Origin of the sequence: Baekduia sp. (assembly GCF_035685985.1) — a bacterium.
In the GTDB taxonomy this organism is placed as follows: Bacteria; Actinomycetota; Thermoleophilia; order Solirubrobacterales; family Solirubrobacteraceae; genus Baekduia.
This window is the reverse complement of record NZ_DASRZV010000024.1, coordinates 430,699-450,127: the sequence shown is the minus strand read 5'-3', so window position 1 is coordinate 450,127 and position 19,429 is coordinate 430,699. Positions and strand designations below refer to the sequence as shown.

General features: G+C 73.3%; 17 protein-coding genes and 1 pseudogene. 1 reads left to right on the top strand and 17 read right to left on the bottom strand.

Annotation, left to right across the window (positions count from 1 at the left end; genetic code table 11):
- Positions 1–57 precede the first annotated feature (57 nt).
- The 17 genes and pseudogenes from lpdA to VFG42_RS14455 all read right to left on the bottom strand — a co-directional run bounded on the left by lpdA (position 58) and on the right by VFG42_RS14455 (position 17,851).
- On the bottom strand, positions 58–1,389 hold the full coding sequence (gene lpdA / locus VFG42_RS14535; RefSeq protein WP_324909455.1) for a dihydrolipoyl dehydrogenase: 1,332 nt from the start codon (positions 1,387–1,389) through the stop codon (positions 58–60).
- On the bottom strand, positions 1,379–1,579 hold the full coding sequence (tatA, locus tag VFG42_RS14530) for a twin-arginine translocase TatA/TatE family subunit (RefSeq protein ID WP_324909673.1): 201 nt from the start codon (positions 1,577–1,579) through the stop codon (positions 1,379–1,381). The genes lpdA and tatA overlap by 11 nt, the downstream gene beginning before the upstream one ends.
- Positions 1,579–2,130, bottom strand: a complete 552-nt coding sequence (locus VFG42_RS14525; RefSeq protein WP_324909454.1) for a MaoC family dehydratase — start codon at positions 2,128–2,130, stop codon at positions 1,579–1,581. The genes tatA and VFG42_RS14525 overlap by 1 nt, the downstream gene beginning before the upstream one ends.
- Positions 2,120–3,219, bottom strand: a pseudogene (locus tag VFG42_RS14520) (CaiB/BaiF CoA transferase family protein). The gene VFG42_RS14525 and the pseudogene VFG42_RS14520 overlap by 11 nt, the downstream one beginning before the upstream one ends.
- 65 nt (positions 3,220–3,284) lie before the next feature.
- Positions 3,285–4,154, bottom strand: coding sequence for a CoA ester lyase (locus tag VFG42_RS14515; RefSeq protein WP_324909453.1), 870 nt, complete (start codon positions 4,152–4,154; stop codon positions 3,285–3,287).
- 76 nt (positions 4,155–4,230) lie between these two features.
- Positions 4,231–5,259, bottom strand: a complete 1,029-nt coding sequence (locus VFG42_RS14510) for a LacI family DNA-binding transcriptional regulator (protein WP_324909452.1) — start codon at positions 5,257–5,259, stop codon at positions 4,231–4,233.
- A gap of 99 nt (positions 5,260–5,358) precedes the next feature.
- Positions 5,359–6,420 carry a Gfo/Idh/MocA family oxidoreductase gene (locus VFG42_RS14505; protein ID WP_324909451.1) on the bottom strand — a complete coding sequence of 354 codons (1,062 nt, stop codon included), beginning with the start codon at positions 6,418–6,420 and terminating at the stop codon, positions 5,359–5,361.
- Entirely contained in the window at positions 6,417–6,731 is a 315-nt protein-coding gene (locus VFG42_RS14500) for an L-rhamnose mutarotase (RefSeq protein WP_324909450.1), read from the bottom strand. Before VFG42_RS14500 ends, VFG42_RS14505 begins: the two co-directional genes overlap by 4 nt.
- Positions 6,731–7,603, bottom strand: coding sequence for an amidohydrolase family protein (locus VFG42_RS14495; protein ID WP_324909449.1), 873 nt, complete (start codon positions 7,601–7,603; stop codon positions 6,731–6,733). The genes VFG42_RS14500 and VFG42_RS14495 overlap by 1 nt, the downstream gene beginning before the upstream one ends.
- A gap of 13 nt (positions 7,604–7,616) precedes the next feature.
- Complete coding sequence (locus tag VFG42_RS14490; protein ID WP_324909448.1) at positions 7,617–8,390, bottom strand: SDR family NAD(P)-dependent oxidoreductase; 774 nt, start codon at positions 8,388–8,390, stop codon at positions 7,617–7,619.
- On the bottom strand, positions 8,383–9,510 hold the full coding sequence (locus tag VFG42_RS14485; RefSeq protein WP_324909447.1) for a mandelate racemase/muconate lactonizing enzyme family protein: 1,128 nt from the start codon (positions 9,508–9,510) through the stop codon (positions 8,383–8,385). The genes VFG42_RS14490 and VFG42_RS14485 overlap by 8 nt, the downstream gene beginning before the upstream one ends.
- Positions 9,507–10,712: a sn-glycerol-3-phosphate ABC transporter ATP-binding protein UgpC gene (locus tag VFG42_RS14480; protein ID WP_324909446.1), complete on the bottom strand. Its 1,206-nt coding sequence runs from the start codon at positions 10,710–10,712 to the stop codon at positions 9,507–9,509. The genes VFG42_RS14485 and VFG42_RS14480 overlap by 4 nt, the downstream gene beginning before the upstream one ends.
- Before the next feature lie 2 nt (positions 10,713–10,714).
- Positions 10,715–13,612: a hypothetical protein gene (locus tag VFG42_RS14475; RefSeq protein ID WP_324909445.1), complete on the bottom strand. Its 2,898-nt coding sequence runs from the start codon at positions 13,610–13,612 to the stop codon at positions 10,715–10,717.
- A gap of 6 nt (positions 13,613–13,618) precedes the next feature.
- Positions 13,619–15,046 carry an ABC transporter substrate-binding protein gene (locus VFG42_RS14470; RefSeq protein WP_324909444.1) on the bottom strand — a complete coding sequence of 476 codons (1,428 nt, stop codon included), beginning with the start codon at positions 15,044–15,046 and terminating at the stop codon, positions 13,619–13,621.
- 37 nt (positions 15,047–15,083) lie between these two features.
- Positions 15,084–15,899, bottom strand: a complete 816-nt coding sequence (locus tag VFG42_RS14465) for a carbohydrate ABC transporter permease (RefSeq protein WP_324909443.1) — start codon at positions 15,897–15,899, stop codon at positions 15,084–15,086.
- A complete protein-coding gene (locus VFG42_RS14460; protein ID WP_324909442.1) occupies positions 15,896–16,804 on the bottom strand; it encodes a sugar ABC transporter permease in 909 nt (302 codons plus the stop codon). Before VFG42_RS14460 ends, VFG42_RS14465 begins: the two co-directional genes overlap by 4 nt.
- Positions 16,805–16,903: 99 nt before the next feature.
- Positions 16,904–17,851, bottom strand: coding sequence for an SDR family oxidoreductase (locus tag VFG42_RS14455; RefSeq protein ID WP_324909441.1), 948 nt, complete (start codon positions 17,849–17,851; stop codon positions 16,904–16,906).
- A 74-nt stretch (positions 17,852–17,925) separates the two neighbouring features.
- Between VFG42_RS14455 and VFG42_RS14450 the strand changes: the two genes are divergently transcribed.
- Positions 17,926–19,353, top strand: coding sequence for an acyl-CoA synthetase (locus VFG42_RS14450; protein WP_324909440.1), 1,428 nt, complete (start codon positions 17,926–17,928; stop codon positions 19,351–19,353).
- Positions 19,354–19,429: the final 76 nt, after the last annotated feature.

Here is a 19,429-nt window from a genome sequence, read left to right as displayed (position 1 = left end):
ATTCCCAGCGATCGTGAGCCGCCGTGGCATCGCGGGCACCGCGCACGAGCGCCGCGCTCAGCCGTGGATCAGCCAGCCGTCCGCCGCGCGCGCCGCCTCCAGGATGCCTTCGGAGAGCGTCGGGTGGCCGTGGATCATGCGGGCGACGTCGGCGTAGCCGGCCTCGGCGAGCTTGGCCGTGACCAGCTCCTGGATCAACTCGGTGGCCTTGGCCCCGACGACGTGGCCGCCGAGCAGCTCGCCGGTCGCCCGGTCGCCGATCACCTTGATGAGCCCGGCGCGGTCGCCGTAGACCGTGCCCGCCCCGACCGCGCCGTACGGGACCTTGCCGATCGCGACGTCATGGCCGGCGTCCCGCGCCTGGCGCTCGGTGAGGCCGAACGAGCCGACGTTCGGCGTGCAGAACGTCGCGCGCGGGATGTCGGCGAGCGCGAGCGGGTGCGGGTCCAGCCCGGCCGCCGCCTCGACGGCGATCACGCCCTCCTCGGAGGCCTTGTGCGCGAGCGCCGGGCCGGGCACGAGATCGCCGATGGCATACACCTTGGGATGGGACGTGCACAGCGTCCCGTCGACCGCCACCAGCCCGCGCTCGTCGCGCGCCACGCCCGCCGCGTCGAGCCCGAGGTCCGCCACGTCGGGCGCGCGCCCCGCCGCGATGACGACCCAATCGGCCTCCTGGCCGTCGTAGAACGTGCCCGTCCGGACGTCGATCCCCTGGGCCCGCAGCCCGCGCAGCGCGACCTTCGAGATGTCCTCGTCCTCGGTCGGCAGCACGCGGTCGAGCCCCTCGTAGAGCGTCACCGCCGTCCCGAGCCGCGCGTAGGCGCTGGCGATCTCGGCGCCCGACGCGCCCGCGCCGATCACCGCCATGGTGGCCGGCAGCGCATCCAATCGCCAGGCCTCCTCGGTGCCGATCACGTTCCCGCCGTAGTCCAGCCCGGGCAGCGCCGCGCGCACCGAGCCGGTGGCCAGGACCGTCGCGCGCGCCGCCGACAGCACCCGGTCGCCGACGCGCACGTCGCCCTCGGGCGTCAGCGTCCCCGTCCCGGCGACCAGCGCGACGCCGTTCTTCTTCAACAACCCGGCGACGCCGCCGGTCAGGGTCTCGATGACCCGCGCCCGGCGCGCGCCGATCGCGCCCCAGTCGACCCGCGGCGCGCCGTCGACCTCGATGCCGAGCTCGGCCGCGTGCGCCACCTCGCTGAGCAGGTCGGCGCTGCGCAGCACGGCCTTGGCCGGGATGCACGCGTGGTTCAGGCAGCGCCCGCCGACGGTGCCCTCGCGCTCGACGACCGCCGTGCGCAGCCCGAGCTGCGCGGCCCGGATCGCCGCGACGTAGCCGCCCGGGCCGGAGCCCACGACGACGACGTCGAACGCGTCAGCGGGCACCGTCGTGCTCCTCCGCGGGCTCGCCTTCCAGCTCCTCGCGCAGCGCGGGCCCCGTCTCGGCGATCCCCTGCTTGAACTCGCGCAGCCCGCGGCCCAGCGAGCGCCCCGCCTCGGGCAGGCGCCTGGGCCCGAGGACGACCAGCGCGATCACCAACACCACCAACAGCTCCGCCGGCCCGACGCCCGGCATCACGCACCCACCGTCCACGCCGCGTCGGTCACCGGGAAGCCGCCCGCGGCGACCGCACCGGCGTCGCGCTTGAACACCATGAACGACCGCGTGAACTCGATCACGACCTCCGCGCGCTGGTTGATCCCGCGCGTGCGGATCGCGACGATCCCGCACTCCGGCCGCGAGCCCGACGGACGTGCGCCGGTCACCTCGGACTCGGCCCACAGCGTGTCGCCGGCGTGGACGGGCTTGGGCAGCTTGATGTCGCCCCAGCCGAGGTTGGCGACCGCGTTCTCGGACGTGTCGGCGACCGACAGCCCCACGACGATCGCCAGCGTCAGCGTCGACACGACCAGCGGCTTGCCGAACTCCGTCTCCTTGGCCAGCTCGGCGTTGAAGTGCATGGGGTTGGTGTTCATCGTCAACAACGTGAACCACGTGTTGTCGGTCTCGGTGACCGTCCGGCCGAGGCGGCCGCGGAACACCTGGCCGACCTCGAAGTCCTCGAAGAAGCGCCCGCGCCACTCGGCGGTCGGCGCGGCGGATGCGGGAAGAGCGTCAGCAGTCATGGGTCGTGAGGGGGTTGTGGGGATCGGAGAGCAGCTCCGCGCTGTGCTCGCCCAGGAACGGGCCGCGGCGCGGCGTTGGCGTATAGGTGGAGAAGCGCAGCGGCGAGCGGACCTGGCGGACCGTGCCGAGGACCGGGTGCTCGGCCTCCTGGAGCAGCTCGCGCGCGGCGACCTGCTCGTCGGCCAGCGCCTCGGCCACCGTGTTGATCCGCGCGCAGGGGACGCCGGCCGCGGTCAGCAGCGCCTCCCACTCGGCGACGGCGCGCGTCGCGAAGATCGCGTCGAGGATCTCCTCCAGCTCCTCGCGGTGCGCGTCGCGCGCCGCGAAGTCGGCGAAGCGCGGGTCGGCCGCGAGGTCCTCGCGGTCCAGCGCCCGGCAGAGCGCCCGCCACAGGCCCTGCTTCGGGCAGGCGACGACCATCCAGCCGTCGGCGGCCGGAAAGTTCTGGAACGGGACCATCGACTGGTGCGCCGACCGCGCGCGGCGGACCGGCTGCTTGCCGTGCGTCGCCGACCACGTCGCCATGTAGTTGAGCTGCGACAGCGCGGTTCGAAGAGCGACAGGTCGAGGTCGCAGCCGACGCCGTCGCGCCGCGCGGCGTGGATCCCGGCCAGCAGGCCGATCGCGGCGAGGTAGCCGCCGGAGAAGTCGACCAGCGACAGGCCCGAGCGCGCCGGCGGCGCGTCGGGCTCGCCGGTGATCGACTGCCACCCGGCCAGGCCCTGGACGGTGAAGTCGTAGCCGCCCTGCGCCGCGCGCGGGCCGGTCATGCCGAAGGCCGACAGCGAGCAGCAGACGATCCGCGGGTTGTGCGCCGCCAGCTGCGCGTAGGTCAGCCCGAGCCGCTGCGGCACGTCGCCGCGCAGGTTCGAGAAGACCGCGTCGGCCGACGCGACGAGGGCATGGAACGCGTCTCGGTCGTCCGCGTCGCGCAGGTCGAGCGCCACCGAGCGCTTGCCGCGGTTGAAGGACTCGAAGAACAGCGACGACTCACCCTCGGCGAACGGCGGGACGTAGCGCCCGACGTCCCCGCCGGCGGCCGGGTCCTCGACCTTGACGACGTCGGCGCCGAGGTCGGCCAGCTGCATCGTCGCCCACGGGCCGGCGCCGTACTGCTCGACGGCGACGATCCGGACGTCGGCCAGCGGGGCGGTCATGCCCGCGCCTCCGACGCCGACGATGCCGCCGACGACGCCAGCGTCTCCCGCGCCGCCCGCGCGGAGGCCGCGTCGACCATCGCGCCGTCGACCCGCGCCGCGGCGCCCGCGTCGAGCAGCGCGCGCGCCGCCGCGACCTCCGCGTCGGTCGGCGCGAACGCCCGCCGGCACGGCGCGACCTGCGCCGGGTGGATCAGGAGCTTGCCGTCGAAGCCGAGCGCGACCGCCCGCGCGCACGACGCGGCAAAGCCGTCCTCGTCGTCCAGCCGCGCGTAGGGCCCGTCGATCGCGACCAACCCATGGGCCTTGGCCGCGTTGACGACGCGCGCCTGGGCGTAGAGCCACTGGTCGGGCACCGCGGGCACGCCGATCGCCGGGGCGCGCTGACCCAGCGCCGCGGCGTAGTCGCCGGGCCCGAAGACCAGGGCCGCGACCCGATCCGGGGCCGCCGCCGCGATCGCGTCCACCGCGGCGACCGCGCGCGGCGACTCCACCAGCACGTCGATCGCGAGCCGCCCGCCGGCGGACCCCATCCGACGCTCCTCGTGGTCGAGCAGCGTCGCCACGAAGGCGACGTCCTCGGGGCCGGCGACCTTCGGAACCAGCACGGCGTCCGCCAGGCCGACGAGCCCGTAGACGTCGTCGAGCAGCTCCGCCGTCCCCAGGCCGTTGATCCGGACGGCGACGCGCGGCGCCGCCCACTCCAGCTCCGCCAGCGCGCGCCGGGCGATCGCCAGCGCCTCCGCCCCACGACGCTCGGGCGCCACCGCGTCCTCGAGGTCCAGGTACACGCAGTCGACCGCGGTCGACGCCGCGCGCCGGAGCTTCTTCTCGTCGTCCCCCGGGACGAACAGACCGCTGACCATGCTCACTGCAAACGTTTCCAATCGATCGGTGAAACACTCGACGGAGCGACGACGCGCGCGGCGACGCCCTTCCGCCCTACCGCGGCGCGGCCACGGACGCGCCGGACGCGTACGCGGTCGGCAGCGTCACGTCGCCCGGGCCGGCCTCGCCGTCGAGCAACGCCATCAACATGCGCGCGGCCTCGACGCCCGCGTCGCGCGGGACGCGGCGGACCATCGCGATCTGAGGGTCGTGGAACTCCGCGACCGCGACGTCGTCGCAGCCGACGAACGACAGGTCGGCCCCGACCCGCACGCCCGCCTCGCGCAACGCCCGCAGCGAGCCGTGCATCAGCACGTTGCCGCCCGCGATCAGCGCGGTCGGACGGTCCTCGGCGGCCAGCAGCTCCCGCGTCGCCTCGTAGCCGAACGGGATCGAGAAGTCGCCCTCGAGCACCGAGCAGTGCAGCCCCGAGCGCTTCCCGTACACGTCGACCACGCCGGCCTTGCGCTCGCGCGCCGGGCGGCGCGGGCCGCCGACGAGCATCGCGATGCGCTCGTGGCCGAGGTCGCGCAGCGCCTCGGCGGCCTCGCGCATCCCCGTGCGATGGTCGAACTTCACGCTCGGCAGCCTGGTCCCGCGCGGCGCGTCGCGGTCGATCAGGACCAGCGGCACGTCGACCTCGGCGATCGCCTTCTTGACCGCCGGGTGGCGCTCGTCGCCGTGCGCGAGCAGGATCGCGTCGACCCGGCGCCGCTGCAGCAGCGCGATGTTGGCGGCGTCCAGCTCCGGGTCGCCGCCCGCGTCGGTCAGCAGCAGCGAGTACCCGGCGCGCCGCAGCTCGCCCTCCGCGCCGATGACGGCGTCGGTCAGCACGGTGTTGCTGATGTTCGACGCGGCGAAGCCGATCGACATCGTGGTCTGCCGGCGCAGCCCCTGCGCGAGCATGTCGGGGTGGTAGCCCAGCTCCTCGACCACCGCCATCACCTTGTCGCGCATGTCGGTCGACACGTCGGGATGGCCCGACAGGACGCGCGACACCGACGAGATCGCGACCCCCGCCTGCTGGGCGACCTCGCGCATTCCGGGCCGACGACGGCGATCTTCTTGGAGGGCTCGCGGCATCAGTCGAGACGATACTAGGCGTGAACGTTCCCGGAAACCTTTGCACCGGTCGTTCGGTCAGGTGATCCCCAACCAATCCGGCGCGAGGTCACGGCCAATCTAACCGACCCTCTCGGACCGACCGCTGAGCGCGCTGCGATACGCCGCCGCGAGGATCTCCACCGTGCGGGCGCCGAGCTCGCCCGGCGCGCGGTTGACCGCGCCCTCGACGCCCAGCGCGAGGTCCAGGAGCGCGTGCGGCGGCCCGTCGCAGTCGTAGAGCCCGCCGGGCGGCCCGAGGTCGACCGTCTCCTCCCCGTCGTAGCGCCCCAGCCACGCGCGGCCGTTGGCGATGTCGAGCGAGAGCTGGCCCTCGCGGCCGACCACGTGGATCGTCAGCTCGTTCTCGACCACCCCGATCCCGTTGTGCGAGGACGTGCCCGACAGCGTGCCGATCGCCCCGCCGGCGAAGCGCAGGGCGATGGCGTCGTGAAGCTCGACCGGCGCGTCCAGCGGCGCGCTCATGAACGCGAAGACCTCCGATCCGCGCAGGCCCGTCAACCACAGCGCCGCGCCGAGCGCGTGCGACAGCTGGGCCTGGGCGTAGCCGCCGCCGCTGAGCGACGCGTCGGTCCACGTCGCCTGCTCGGGCAGCGCGTCGGTGGCCGCCTTCGGGTAGGCGCCGGAGTTCGACAGCAGCTCGCGCGTGAACGAGGACATGCGGATCGCGACGTGCTCGATCGCCCCCACGCCCCGATCCTCCATCAACCGCTTGGCCTCGCGCAGCAGCGGCCGGAAGTTCCAGCCGAACGACACCACCAGGTGGCGCTCCAGGCGGTCGGCGGTGGCGACCAGGTCCCACGCGTCGGCCGGGTCGATCGTCACGGGCTTCTCGACCAGCACGTGCGCGCCCGCCTCCAGCGCGGCCTTGGCGTGCTCGTGGTGCAGCGCGGTCGGCGACGCGACGACCGCGACGTCGATCCCGGCGGCCAGGACGTCCCGGTAGTCCTCGCTGACCACCGCGAACCCGAAGCGGTCGCGCAGGGCCGCCAGCAGCGCCGGGTCGCCGTGGCGCGCGGCGCCGACCGGCGTGACGTCCTTCGGGCGCTGCATGAGGTTGGGCAGGTGCGAGGCGACCGCCCACGAGCCGGCGCCCAGGACGCCGAGCCGCAGCGGCGTCACGACGCCCCTCCGCCGAAGTGGTACACCTCGCGCATCGCGGTGGACTCCGGCCCGTCCTCGCCGAAGGCCATCAGCGGGTCCATCAGCTCGCCCCAGCGGCGGTGCACGTCCGAGGACCACAACTTGGCCCACGCCTCGTCGTCGGCGACGTCGGACGCGACGACCAGGATCGGGTCGTCCTCGTAGATCGTGAACTCGCGGATGCCGGCAGCGACCATCTCGGCCTCCAGCTCCGGCCACACCGCGCCGTGGTGGCGGGCGTACTCGGGCAGCGCGCCCGGCTTGAGCTTCATGATGAACGCGCGGCGCATCAGATCCGGTACAGCTCCTCGGCGGTGCCCACGAAGAAGCGCCGCCGCTCGGCCTCGGTCAGGTCGGCCGTGATCGACGCATAGGCCTCGACCACGTCGCGGTAGCCCGAGTACAGGCGGTCGACGGGCCAGTTGGTGCCGAACAGGCAGCGCTCGATCCCGAACGCGTCGAAGCACCGATGCACCCACGGACGCAGCGAGTCGACCGTCCACTCCGGGTCGCCCATCCCCAGGCCCGAGACCTTGATGTAGGTGTTGGGCGCGCCCGCGAGCAGGTCGAGCGCGTCGGACCAGATCTCGAAGAAGCCGTCGGTGCGCTCCATCGGCACCGCCGCGTGCTCGAGGATGAACGTGACGTCGCCGAGGGCGTCGGCCGCGTCGCGCGCCTTGGCCATGTCGACGGCCTGCACGTCGATGTCGAGGACGAGCGAGCGCTCGGGCAGCAGCGCCGCGCCCCGCCGCCACGCGTCGTCGGCGAAGAAGTCGCCGTCGGGCCGCCGCCCGAAGTCGCGGATGCCGCGGAGGTTCGCATAGGCCATGTGTCGGTCCAGCTGCTCCGCCGCGTCGTCGGCCGCCAGGTCGACGTAGGCGACGATCCCGTTCGGCCAGCCGGTGCGGTCGGCCGCCGCCTGCAGGAACGCGGTCTCGGCGACCGGGTCCTCGGAGTCCAGCGCGGCCTGCACGTTGACGACCTTCGTCAGGCCCGTGAAGCGCGCCTCGGCCTTGAGGCCCTCGGGCTTCCAGGTCAGGTGCTTCATGTCGTCGATGTCGCCCAGCCGCGGGTGCACGAACTCCGGCTCCAGCCAGGAGAACCGCAGGTTGGGGTCCTTCTGGTCGATGAAGTGCACGTGCGTGTCGATGAACTCGATCATGCGCTCCCCCCTTTCAGTACATGAGCTGGCCGCCGCTCACGTTGAGCGTGGCGCCGGTGATGTAGGCCGCGTGGTCGGAGACCAGGAACAGGACGCTCGCGGCGACCTCGCGCGGCTGCGCCATGCGGCCGAGCGGGATCATCTTGACGAAGTCGGCGAGCTGCTCGTCGGTCTGGCCGCCGCGCATCATCGCGGTGTCGGCCGCGCCCGGCGCGACCGTGTTGACCGTGATGCCGTGCGGCGCCAGCGCCCGCGCCAGCCCGCGCGACATCGAGACCACGCCGCCCTTGGTCGCCGCGTAGACGACCGAGCCGCCGAAGCCGCCGCTCTGCCAGCCCTGCGAGGTGAAGTTGACGATCCGGCCGCCCTCCCCGCCCGCGATCAGCGCCTGGGCCACCGTCCGGTTCAGGAAGAACGTGGCCTTGAGGTTCGTGTCGACCTGGGCGTCCCAGTCGTCCTCGGTGATGTCGTCGATCGAGTCGCGCCGGCGCAGCACCGCGGCGGCGTGGACGAGCGCGTGCGGCCCGCCCAGCTCGTCGCGCGCCCGCTCCACCAGCGCGGCGTGCCAGGCAAGGTCCTTGAGATCGCCGGCGACCGCGACATGTCGACCCTCCGGCGCGCCCAGCTCGGCGAGCAGCGCGTCCAGCGGCTCTTGCGCGACGTCGACGGCGAGCACGCGCGCGCCCGCCTCGTGCAGCAGCGCGACGACCTCGCGCCCGATCCCGCCCGCCGCGCCGGTCACGATCACGACGCGGTCGGCCAGCCCGCTGACGATCGGCTCAGGCATCGAGTCGCAACCTCTCCACGACGTCCTCACGGACCTCGACGCCCAGCCCCGGGCCCCGCGGCTGGGGCATGAAGCCGCCCGAGTGCGCCAGCGGCTCGGTCACCAGCTCGAACTGCGCGACGTCGCGCAGCGGCTTGACCTCGAACTGCCGGCAGACCGGCGTCGACCACGAGATCGCCAGCGACGCGGCCGAGACGATCGCGGTCGACCACGCGTGCGCGTTGGCCTCGCGACGCGCGGCCTCCACCCGCGTCACCGCGTGGCGGAACGCCGTCAGCCCCTCGGCGCGGCCCGGGTCGAAGCCGAGCACGTCGCAGGTGCCGGACTCCAGCAGCCGCTGCACGCCTTCGAGGCCGAACTCCTTCTCGCCGTAGGCGATCTTCGTCTGCGTCTTGGCGCGCAGCTCGCGGTAGCCGTCGGGGTCGAAGTGGCCGAGCGGCTCCTCGACCCAGTCGACGGCGTGCTCCTCGAACGCGCGGATCCGCCGGACGGCCTCGGAGACGTTCCACTGGGTGTTGACGCCCAGGTCCACCATGAACGACTTGTCGGGGCCCATCGCCTCGCGCACGCGGCGGACGTACTCGACGTCGCGGTCGTGCTCGTAGCCCAGGCGCGCCTCGCCGCGCTTGCCGAAGCCGATCTTCATGCCGTGCAGCCCGGTCGCCGTCCACGCCGCCGCCTCCTCGGCGAGCGCGCCGAGGTCGGCCTTGGCCGCGTGGCCGGAGGCGATCGCCGGCAGCTCGTCCTTGACGGGACCGCCGAGCAGGTCGAGCACGCGCGTGTCGAGGAGCTTGCCCTTGAGGTCCCACATCGCGATGTCGATCCCGGCCAGCGCGATCGACGCGACGCCGCCGTTGCCGTACCACCACATGTGCTTGCGCAGGGCGCGCCAGGTGCCCTCGGTGTCGAGCGGATCGGCGCCGACGACGACCTCGCGCAGCCCGTCCACGAGCGCCACGACGGCGCGCGAGGCCTCCGGCCAGTAGGTCACCGACTCGCCCCAGCCGACGGCGCCGTCGTCGTGCACCAGCTTGATCAGCGTGACGTGCCGGATCCGCCCGTGGTCGTTGGGCTCCTCGTAGCCGATCGGGATCGCCTCGATCGACGCGACGCCGCTCACGCCGCCACCTCCGCCTCGCGACGCTGGGACGGCGGCGCGCTCACGCACGCCTCGCTGCCGGGGTCGAACAGGTACAGGCGCGCCCCGTCGACCCACAGCCGCGAGCGCCCGCCCTCGCGCGCCGGGCTCTGCGGCGCCAGGCGCGCGGTCACGCGCTCGGCGACCAGCCGGCCGGTCTCGTCCTCGCCGGTGTCCTCGTCGTCGACGCGCAGGACCGTCTCGGCGCCGAGCGAGAAGAACACGCAGATCTCCGAGCCCAGCGACTCCACCAGGTCGATCGTGGTGTCGAGCGCGAGCACCGGGCGGTCGGCGGGCTCGGGGTCGACCGCCGCGTCGTGGAGGTCCTCGGGCCGCACGCCGACGACGACGTCGCGCCCGGTCGGCGCGGCCGCGTCGAGCCGGCGCCGCTGCTCGTCGCTGAGCGCGACCGTCCCGAAGGGAAGCTCGAGCGCGTCGCCGGCGCGCGTGGCGCGCAGGAAGTTCATGGCCGGCGAGCCGATGAACCCGGCGACGAACATGTTGGCCGGGTTGTTGTAGACCTCGGATGGCGTGCCGACCTGCTGGAGCACGCCGCGGCGCATCACCGCCAGGCGGTCGCCCAGGGTCATCGCCTCGGTCTGGTCGTGGGTGACGAAGATCGTGGTCGTCTCCAGCCGCCGCTGCAGCAGCGAGATCCCGGTCCGCATCTGCACGCGCAGCTTCGCGTCGAGGTTGCTCAGCGGCTCGTCCATCAGGAACGCCCGCGGCCGCCGGACGATCGCGCGCCCCATCGCGACGCGCTGGCGCTGACCGCCCGACAGGGCGGCGGGCCGCCGGTCGAGGTACTCGGTGAGGTCGAGCAGCCGCGCGGCCTCGTCGACGCGCGCGGCGATCTCCTTCTTCTTGAGCTTGGCCACGCGCAGCGAGAACGCGATGTTCTCGCGGACGGTCAGGTGCGGGTACAACGCGTAGCTCTGGAAGACCATCGCGACGTCGCGCCGGGCGGGCTCGACGTCGTTGACGCGCACCCCGCCGATGTTCAGCGCCCCGTCGGTGATCGACTCCAGGCCGGCGACCATCCGCAAGGCGGTGGACTTGCCGCAGCCGGACGGGCCGACCAGGATCATGAACTCGCCGTCGGCGACCGTGAGGTCGAGGCCCTGGACCGCGACGTTGCCGGTCGGGTAGCGCTTGACGACGCCGTCGAACTGGATCTCCGCCATGTTCAGGCTCCTGCTCCTGCGATCGCTGCCGTTGTTGATGTGATGGCCTCGAAGCGACGCTGCACCGTCTCCCACCACGGGTCGAACACCAAGGCCTCGGTGATGATCTCGACATCGGCCTCGGCGTGCGCGGCGACGTCGATCGCCAGCTCCTGGCCGGACCACGTGACGCCGCCCGGCGTCGCGTAGCGGACCCAGGGCGAGCCGGGGCCGTTGCGCGAGCGCGTGCGCGGGACGGCGTCCAGCGGCGTCTCGATGCCGAGCATGCGCAGGCGCACGTCGAACAGCTCGCGCGGGTCGGGGTGGTAGAGCCACTGGCCGTCGCGCTTGAGCCGCACCACCAGGACGACGTGGTCGCCGCGCGCGACCTCCGGCAAGGTGATGGTCATGCTCGCGGCGCGCTCGCCGGCCGTCAGCGCGGCGCCCAGCGCCGCGACGTCGAGCGTCCGCGTCGGGCGGCCGAGCGGCGCCCGCGCCGTGCCGCCGGACCCCTCGCGGTCCAGCTCGACCACGCGCGTCTCGAACGGCGCGAGGTCGGCGGCGCCGTCGGCGCCGGGGACGGGATGCAGCTCGATGGCCCTGCCCTCCCCCAGCGCGGTGTCCTCCGGCACCGGCGCGTGCGCGAACGTCGGGTTGAACAGCGTGACGATCCGCCCCCGCGCGCCCTGCTGCAGGTAGCCGTAGGGCCGCGCGGTCCACGGGTCGGCGCCGACGCGGCGCGTCGCGCTGAGGTCGAGGTCGCGCTCCTGTGCCCAGGCCAGGACGTCGCCCAGGAACGCGCGATCGCCCGCGTCGAGCAGCTTCAGGTCGCCCCACAGCTGGAGCAGGCGCGAGCCGCGCGCGGCGTCGAGCAGGAACGCGTCGCGCCACTCCTCGCGGCCGAGGCGGTTGGCCCAGGCGACGTCGCCGACCCAGATCCCGAGGCTGTCCTGGCCCTCCAGCGGCAGCAGGTCGCGGGCGTGCTCGATCGACTGGTCGACGTTGAGGCTGATCGACTGGCGCGCCGACCACGCGGGCGCGCTGGCCGGCGACGCGGCCTCCAGCTTGATGCCCTTGTCGAACGTCAGGTCGCCGAAGCGCAGCCAGAACGGCGAGCGGAAGCCCCAGTACCAGATGACCCACAGGTCGGGGTTCGCGTCGCGCGCCCGCCGGGCGACGTCGATCAAGGCCTTCATCATCGGCTCGACCGAGTAGATGCCGGGGAGGTGGTCGTGCCCCGAGGCGGTGCAGTGCAGCGTGACGCAGTCGAGCTTGAGGAGCGACAACGACAGCTCCTCGGCGTGCCGCGGGATCGCCTCCAGCGCGGAGGTCCGGTACGGCTCGGCGGCCATGCAGTAGCGCGGCTCGTGCAGGAACAGCGAGGCGAACTCCTCGTTCCACGAGAACTTGCCGCCCGCCTCGTGCACGAGCGCCGCGGGCGCGGGCGCGACGCCGCCGGCCAGCGCGGCCTCCATGCCCGGCGCCTCGGCGGCGGTCCAGAGGCCGCGGGTCGTCGCCCACCACAGCCCGGCGCGCAGGCCGTGGCCCTCGATCGCGCGCGCCAGCGCGGGGCCGCCGCTGGGGAACGTCTCCCGGAAGGACGACAGGTCGGTCCGCGACCACCAGTCGTCGATGATCCACGTGTCGAAGCGGGCGCCCGCGTCGCGCAGGGCGTCGCCGTCGTCGAGGTTCTCGTGCGCGAGGTCCTCGGTCAGCTCCGGCAGCGGGTCGGCGAGGTTCGTGAAGTCGTACCAGCCCAGCGCGGAGTAGGCCGCGTGCGTCTCGCCGGGACCGCGGGTGGAGTAGGAGCGGACGAGGTCCAGGAAGCCGGTGCCGATCGCCGCCGGCTCCGAGGTGTAGGCCCCGCCGGGCGCGAGCCGCGCGCCGGGCAGCTGCCACAGCTCGACGCCCACGCCGTCGGTCCCCATGTTCACGCCGGCCGGATGCTCGATCGCGGCGAACAGGCCGTCCGGGCGCAGGACCGGGACGCCGCGCCCGCCGCGGGTCAGCGCCCCGTCGCAGGCCAGCGCCTCGACGCGCACCTCCAGCAGCGTGACCGGCTCCGCGCCGGCGTTGGCCACCGTCGCCTGCTTGCGCAGCACGCCGGTCTCGGCGTCCGCCCACCAGCGCAGCGAGACGTCGAGGCCGGGGGCGTTCCCGCTGCGGAGGAGGGCACGCAGGTCGTGGCCCCCGGCCTCGCTCTCCCGCACCCGCTCGACGGTGAAGTCGTCGACGACCACCCGCGGGTCGCCGACCGCGATCACCTGGTCGAGCAGGAGGCCTTGGAAGAGGTAGTGCTCGGACTCGACGCGCTGTCCGGCGGTCAACGGCCGGCGCAGGTCCGCGACGCGGACCGCGAGCACGTTGTCGCCGCCGAAGCGCGCGGCGCCGTAGTTGGGGTCCTCGCTCGTGAGCGTGAAGCGCGGCGCGTCGCGCCAGCGGCCCTGGGCGTCGGCCTGCGCCGCGTCGCGCGCGTGCAGCTCGGACCCGTTCAGGTACACCGTGTAGGAGCGCCAGTCCTCGTCGTCGCGGCCGCCGAGCAGGAACGTCAGCTCCTCGCCGTCCAGCTCGGCGGGCAGCGCGAAGCGGTGGCGCAGCCAGACCGCGCCCGCGTGCTCGGCGTCGTGGACGACGTGCAGGTGCGGCGCGCGCCGCCAGGCGGCGTCGTCGAACGCCGGGCCGGAGCAGTCCTCGTCGGTGGACGCGTAGCGCCACGCGTCCACGTCGTGGCGCCAGCGCGAGCGGTCCAGCACGAGGGCGACCTCGCTCGCGCCGGAGAGCCCGGCGCCGAGGCCCTCGACGGCGAGCGTGGCCGCGGCGGCGCCGGGCTCGAGGCTGAGCACCCGCGTCCCCGCGGGGCCGCCGACGCGATGCGTCGGCGGCCGCTGCGGCCCGGCCCCCAGGATGGACGGCGCCGCCATCGGCGCCTACGCGCGACGGCGGGCGCGCTGCACCGCCGTGTCGACCTTGGCCAGCTCGGACTGCGCGTCGGCGCCCTTGACGCACACGTTGGCGATCGCGTCCTGCAGCGCGGTGCGGGTCTCCGTGAACTGGAACTGCCGCGGCTCGGCGACGCCGGCCAGCGAGTTCATGAAGTCGTACTGCTCCTGGAACTCGGGGGTGACCAGCGGGTTGGCGACGTCCTTGCGCACGGGCGTGAACGTCTGGGCGCCGACCTTCTGGCCCTCCTCGCCGCACCAGTAGCGCGCGAAGCGGTACGCGGCCTCGGCCTTGTCCTTGGACAGGCCGGAGCGGACGCCCACGGTCAGGTTGTCGGTCTTCCACGGCAGCGCGCCGCCGGGGCCGGAGTCGACCGGGGCGCCGGTCTTGGCCGAGCCGAGCTTGCCGCTGTCGGGCACGCCGGTGATCTGCGGGAAGAGGAACACGCCGAAGTTCTTGAGGTCCTTGGGCTTGAACAGGTTCAGGCCCCAGGTGCCGTTGGAGGTCATCGCGGACTTGCCGCCGGTGAACGTGCCGTAGGCCTCCGGGAACGCGGTCGTCGCGAACGGCGCCTTGTTCCAGATGCCGTCGGAGAGCGACTGCTTCATGAACTTCAGGGCGTTGACGATCGCCTCGTCGGTGAACTTCGTCTTGCCGCGCTCGGCGGCGTCGACCACGCCCGGCTTGTACTGCGAGGCGAAGGCGATCAGCCAGTCGGTGTTCGGCCACTGGTCCTTGGCGCCCCACGCCATCGGGATCGTGCCCTTCCCGCGCAGCGCCGCCGAGATCGTCTTGAGGTCCTCGTAGGACTTGGGCACCTCGACGCCGGCCTTCTCGAACAGCTTCTTGTTGTACCAGACGAACCCGCCGACGCTGGCCTGCTGGGGCAGCGCGTAGAGCGTCTTGCCGTCCTGCGTCGACTGGCGGATCTCGGTGACCGAGCCATCGGCGAACTCCGACTCCCAGCTCGCGCCCCAGTCGGCCTTGACGCGCTCCTCGATCGGGCTCAGGAACTTCGCGTACTGGCGCAGCATCGAGCCGGTCTCCAGGTGCAGCACCTCGCCGGCGGTGCCGTTCGGGATGCCGGTCCGCAGGGCCGTGACGTAGTCCGGGTACGGGTACTGCTTGACCTTGAGCTTGACCATCGGCTCGGCCTTCTCGAAGGCGGCGACGAACGTCTTGGCGCCGGCGTCGGGGGCCGGCCAGGCCCACGTCCAGAGCGTGATGTCGACGGTCTTGTTGAGGTTGACCTTGGCGGGCCCGGCGGCCTTCTTGGCGCCGCTCGCCGTGCTCTTGGAATCGTTTCCGCCACAGGCCGCCAAGAACGAGCCGACCACCGCCGTGCCCGCTGCCGCGCTCCCGCGCGCCAGGACCTGCCGGCGCGAGTACCCGCCGCCCTTCGAGATGTTGACCACGACCTCTCCTGTTCCTCTACAAGTTGCGTGCGAACGACTAGCGGTTGACCGAGCCACCGGTCAGGCCACGGATCAGCCACCGCTGGGACACCACGAAGGCGATCACGACCGGCAGCATCACCAGCGTCATCACCGCGAACTGCTTCTCCTGCTGGGTGCTGAACTGACCCGTGAACGACACGAACGCGAGCTGGACCGTCTGCTTCGTGTCGTCGGTCATGAACAGCAGGGCCATCAAGTACTCGTTCCAGGACGTGACCGCCTGGAGGATCGCGACGGTCGCGATCGTGGGCAGCGCGAGCGGCATCGCGACGCGCGCGTAGGTGCGCAGCGTCGGCGAGCCGTCGACGCGCGCCGCGTCGAAGATCTCGGACGGGATCGCCGTGAACGCGTTGCGGAAGAGCAACAGGCCCACCGGCAGGCCGAGCGCCGTGTACGGCCCGATCAACCCCAGGTAGTTGTTGAGCAGCCCGAGGTCCTTGATCTCCGAGTACAGCGGCACGATCACCGCCGCCGGCGCGAGCATCAGCCCGGTCAGGATGACGAACTGCGCGAGCTGCGACCCCGGGAACGGGTGGCGCACGAGGCCGTAGGCGGCCAGCGACGACACCACGATCACCAGCGCGGTCGACAGCGCGGTCACGATCAGGCTGTTGAGGAACAGCCGCGGCAGGCCGGTGCTCTTCAGCACGTCGGTGAAGTTGGCGAGCGTCAGCCCCTTCGGCGCCAGCGTGAACGCCCCCGAGGCCGGGTGCAGCGCGCCGAGGACGACGATCGCCAGCGGGATCAGCCAGGCGATCGCGGCGACCGCGAGCGCCGCCTGGACCGGCGTGTCGCGCAGCCGTGCGGTCATCCGTTCACCCGCTTCTGGGACCGGCGCAGCCCGACCAGGATCAGCGCCGAGAGGATCGCGGTGCCGACGAGCAGGAGCGAGGCGATCGCCGCGGCGTAGCCGGGGCGCGCGTTCTCGAAGGCCTGCTTGAACACCAGGATGGACATCAGGTCGGTGGAGTCGGCGGGACCGCCGCGGGTGAGGATCCAGATCACCTCGAACTCGCGCAGCGCGCCGATCAGCCCGAGCAGGCTCAGCAGCCAGGTCATCGGCGCGAGCATCGGGAGCGTCACGCGCTTGGTCTGCTGCCACCAGGACGCGCCGTCGACGCGGGCCGCCTCGTAGAGCTGCGTCGGGATGCCCTGCAGCGCGGCGAGGTAGAAGATCATCGAGAAGCCGGCGTAGCGCCACACGCTCAGGACCATCGAGGCCCACAGCGCGTGGCCGGGCTCGTTCAGCCACTGCTGGCCGCCGGAGCCGAACCAGCCCAGGACCCAGTTGAGCACGCCCAGCTCCGGGTTGTAGATCCACGTCCACGCGAAGACGACGACGACCGACGACATCACCGCCGGCAGGAAGAAGATCGCCCGGAACGCGTTGCGGAAGCGGATGTCGCGGTCCAGCGCCAGGGCGAGGACGAGACCGACCGCCATCTGGGCCGGGACCGTGGCCAGCGCCCAGTAGATGGTGTGCTTGACGGAGTCGGTGAAGACCGAGTCGTGGAACAGCTCGCGGTAGTTGTCGAGGCCGATCCACAGCTTGCTGTTGATCCCGTCCCAGTCGATGAACGACAGGTGGACGGTCTCGACGATCGGGTACGCGACGAACAGGCCGAACAGCACCAGCGCCGGCGTGACGAAGGCCAGGCCGACGAGGTTGCGCTTGAGCGCCGCGACCAGCGCGGAGCCCCGGCGACCGGTGGGCATGGCGGAGGCGGCGGCCGTCTCCGGCGACCGCGGAAGGGACAGTAGATCTGACATACGACGCCCGCTCCTGGAAACGTTCCTAGAAACGGTTTCGCGACTCTAACCAGCGATGACCGTCGGCGTCAAGCAGAAGCTGGTGGAAGACGCGAAATCCTGGGCCTGGGCCCCCAGGAGGAAGAGCTGCCCGGTGGGCCCGCCGGGGTCGTCGACCAGCCGCGCGACGAAGCGCCCAGCGGCCGCCGGATCGTCGCCGCCCGTGTCGCCGACCGCGCGCGCCCACGCGGCGTAGCCATCGGCCGCCACCCCACCCCCGTCGGGCATCCGGGTCACTCCGGACGTCGATGTGACGTCGGGAGTGACCCGGATCCCCGAGGGCGGCTCGGCGGCGGCGCGAATCTCCTCCCACATGCGCGACTTCAGGTCGCCGGGATGGATGGCGTTGGCGGTCACGCCGGTGCCGGCCAGCTCCAGCGCGAGGACGGACGTCCAGGCGTTGAGCGCGACCTTGGAGGTCGCGTAGGCGCTGTTGAGCGCCGTGGGGACGGAGAGCGCAGCCAGGGACGACACGTTGATCACGCGCCCATGCCGCCGGTGGACCATGTCGGGCACGAGCGCGCGGGCAAAACGATACGGGGCGAGCGCATTGACTTGAAGGGTCTGCGCCCACGCCTCCGGATCGGCCTCGGCCAACGGCGCGAGCGGGCCGAAGATCCCGGCGGCGTTGACCAGGACGTCGATCGGCCCGACGGCCGCCCGCGCGGCCTCGACGGCGGCGAGCGGCGCCGCCGGGTCGCGCAGGTCGGCGACGACGGTGGCGACGAGGGCGGTGGAGGAGGCGGCGTCCGTCGCGCCACCGTCCGTCGCCGCGCCGCGCGCCGCCCCGTCCCCTCCGCCCCGCGCCGCCCCGTCCCCTCCGCCCCGCGCCGCGCGGCACGCGGCGGCCACCGCGTCCAGGCGCGTCGCGTCGCGGCCGACCAGCGCCAGGGGCCGGCCGGTGGCGGCGAGGGCCAAGGCGATGGCCTTGCCGACGTCGCCGGTCGCGCCCACGACGAGCGCCGCTCCCATCCCGTTTCCCACGAACCTCTCCCCACGCTGGAATCGTTTCTAGGTAGGGTACCGGCGTGAACTTCGCCGCGCAGGTCTTCCGTCGCCATCGCCCCCACGAGCCGGCCCTGCTGGCCATCGACCGCGAGGGCGCCCGCCGCACGGTGACGTTCGGCGAGGTCGAGGAGCGCTCGGCGCGGATCGCCGGCCGGCTGGAGGAGCTCGGCGTCGGCAAGGGCGACATCGTCATGACCGTCATGGGCTCCAGCCCGGACTGGGTCGCGGGCGTGATGGCGGCGTTCCGGATCGGCGCGGTCGCGCTGCCGTGCGTGACGCAGTCGCGCGCCTCCGACCTCGCGCTGCGGGCGTCGGTGGTCGATCCGGCCGCGGTCCTGACGACCCCGGAGCACGCGGGCCAGGTCGAGGACGCCGCGCTGTCCTGCCCGACGCTCGTCCTCCCCGACGCGTCGCTGGACGCCGCGCCGCGCGCCGGCTACGCCGAGGTCGCCGACGACGATCCGGCGTTCCTGATCTTCACCTCGGGCACCTCGGGCGCGCCCAAGGCCGTCGTGCACGGCGCGCGCTACCTCTTCGGCCAGGCGCTCCAGGCCGAGCACTGGCTCGACGTGCGCCCCGGCGACCTCGTCTGGTGCACCGCGGCCGCCGGCTGGTCGAAGTCGGCGCGCAACTCGTTCATCGCCGCCTGGCTGCGCGGCGCGACCGCGGTCGTCCACGACGCGCGCTTCGACCCCCAGCAGCGCGTCGACCTGATCCAGGACCTCGGCGTGAACGTGTTGTGCATGGCCCCGACCGAGTACCGCATGGTGTTGCGCCGCGCCGAGGTCTCGGCGCTGCCCCGGCTGCGCTCGTCGGTCGCCGCCGGCGAGGCGCTGGAGGCCACGACCGTCGACGCCTGGCACGCCGCCTCCGGCACGTGGCTCCGCGACGGCTTCGGCCAGACCGAGACCGGCGCGATCACCACCAACCGGCCCGGCGAGGCACCGCGCCCCGGCTCGATGGGCCGCCCGCTGCCCGGCCTGCGCACGTTCATCGACGACGGCCAGCTGCACCTCGACCCGACCACGTCCCCCACGTTCTTCCTCGGCTACCAGGGCCACGACGCCCCGGCCGGTCCGTGGGCCACGGGCGATCTCGTCGACGAGGACGAGGACGGCTACCTCTGGTTCCGCGGCCGCGCCGACGACATCATCTTGAGCGCGGGCTACCGGATCGGCCCGACCGAGGTCGAGGCCGCGCTGGCGGCGCACCCCGCGGTCGCCGACGTCGGCGTCGTCGGCGCGCCCGACCCCGAGCGCGGCCAGGTCGTCCGCGCCGTGATCGTCCTCGCCGACGACACCGCGCCGTCGGACGCGCTGATCCGCGACCTCCAGGACCACGTCAAGGAGCGCACCGCGCCCTACAAGTACCCGCGGCTGGTCGACTTCGTCGGCGAGCTGCCGCGCACGCCGAGCGGCAAGCTGCGCCGCGCCGCGCTCCGGGGCTGAGGCCCCGGGGCGGGCGTGCGTGTCGCCTCGTGGTGATCTATGCACCACGAGACGACACGCACAACGGTTCGCGTGC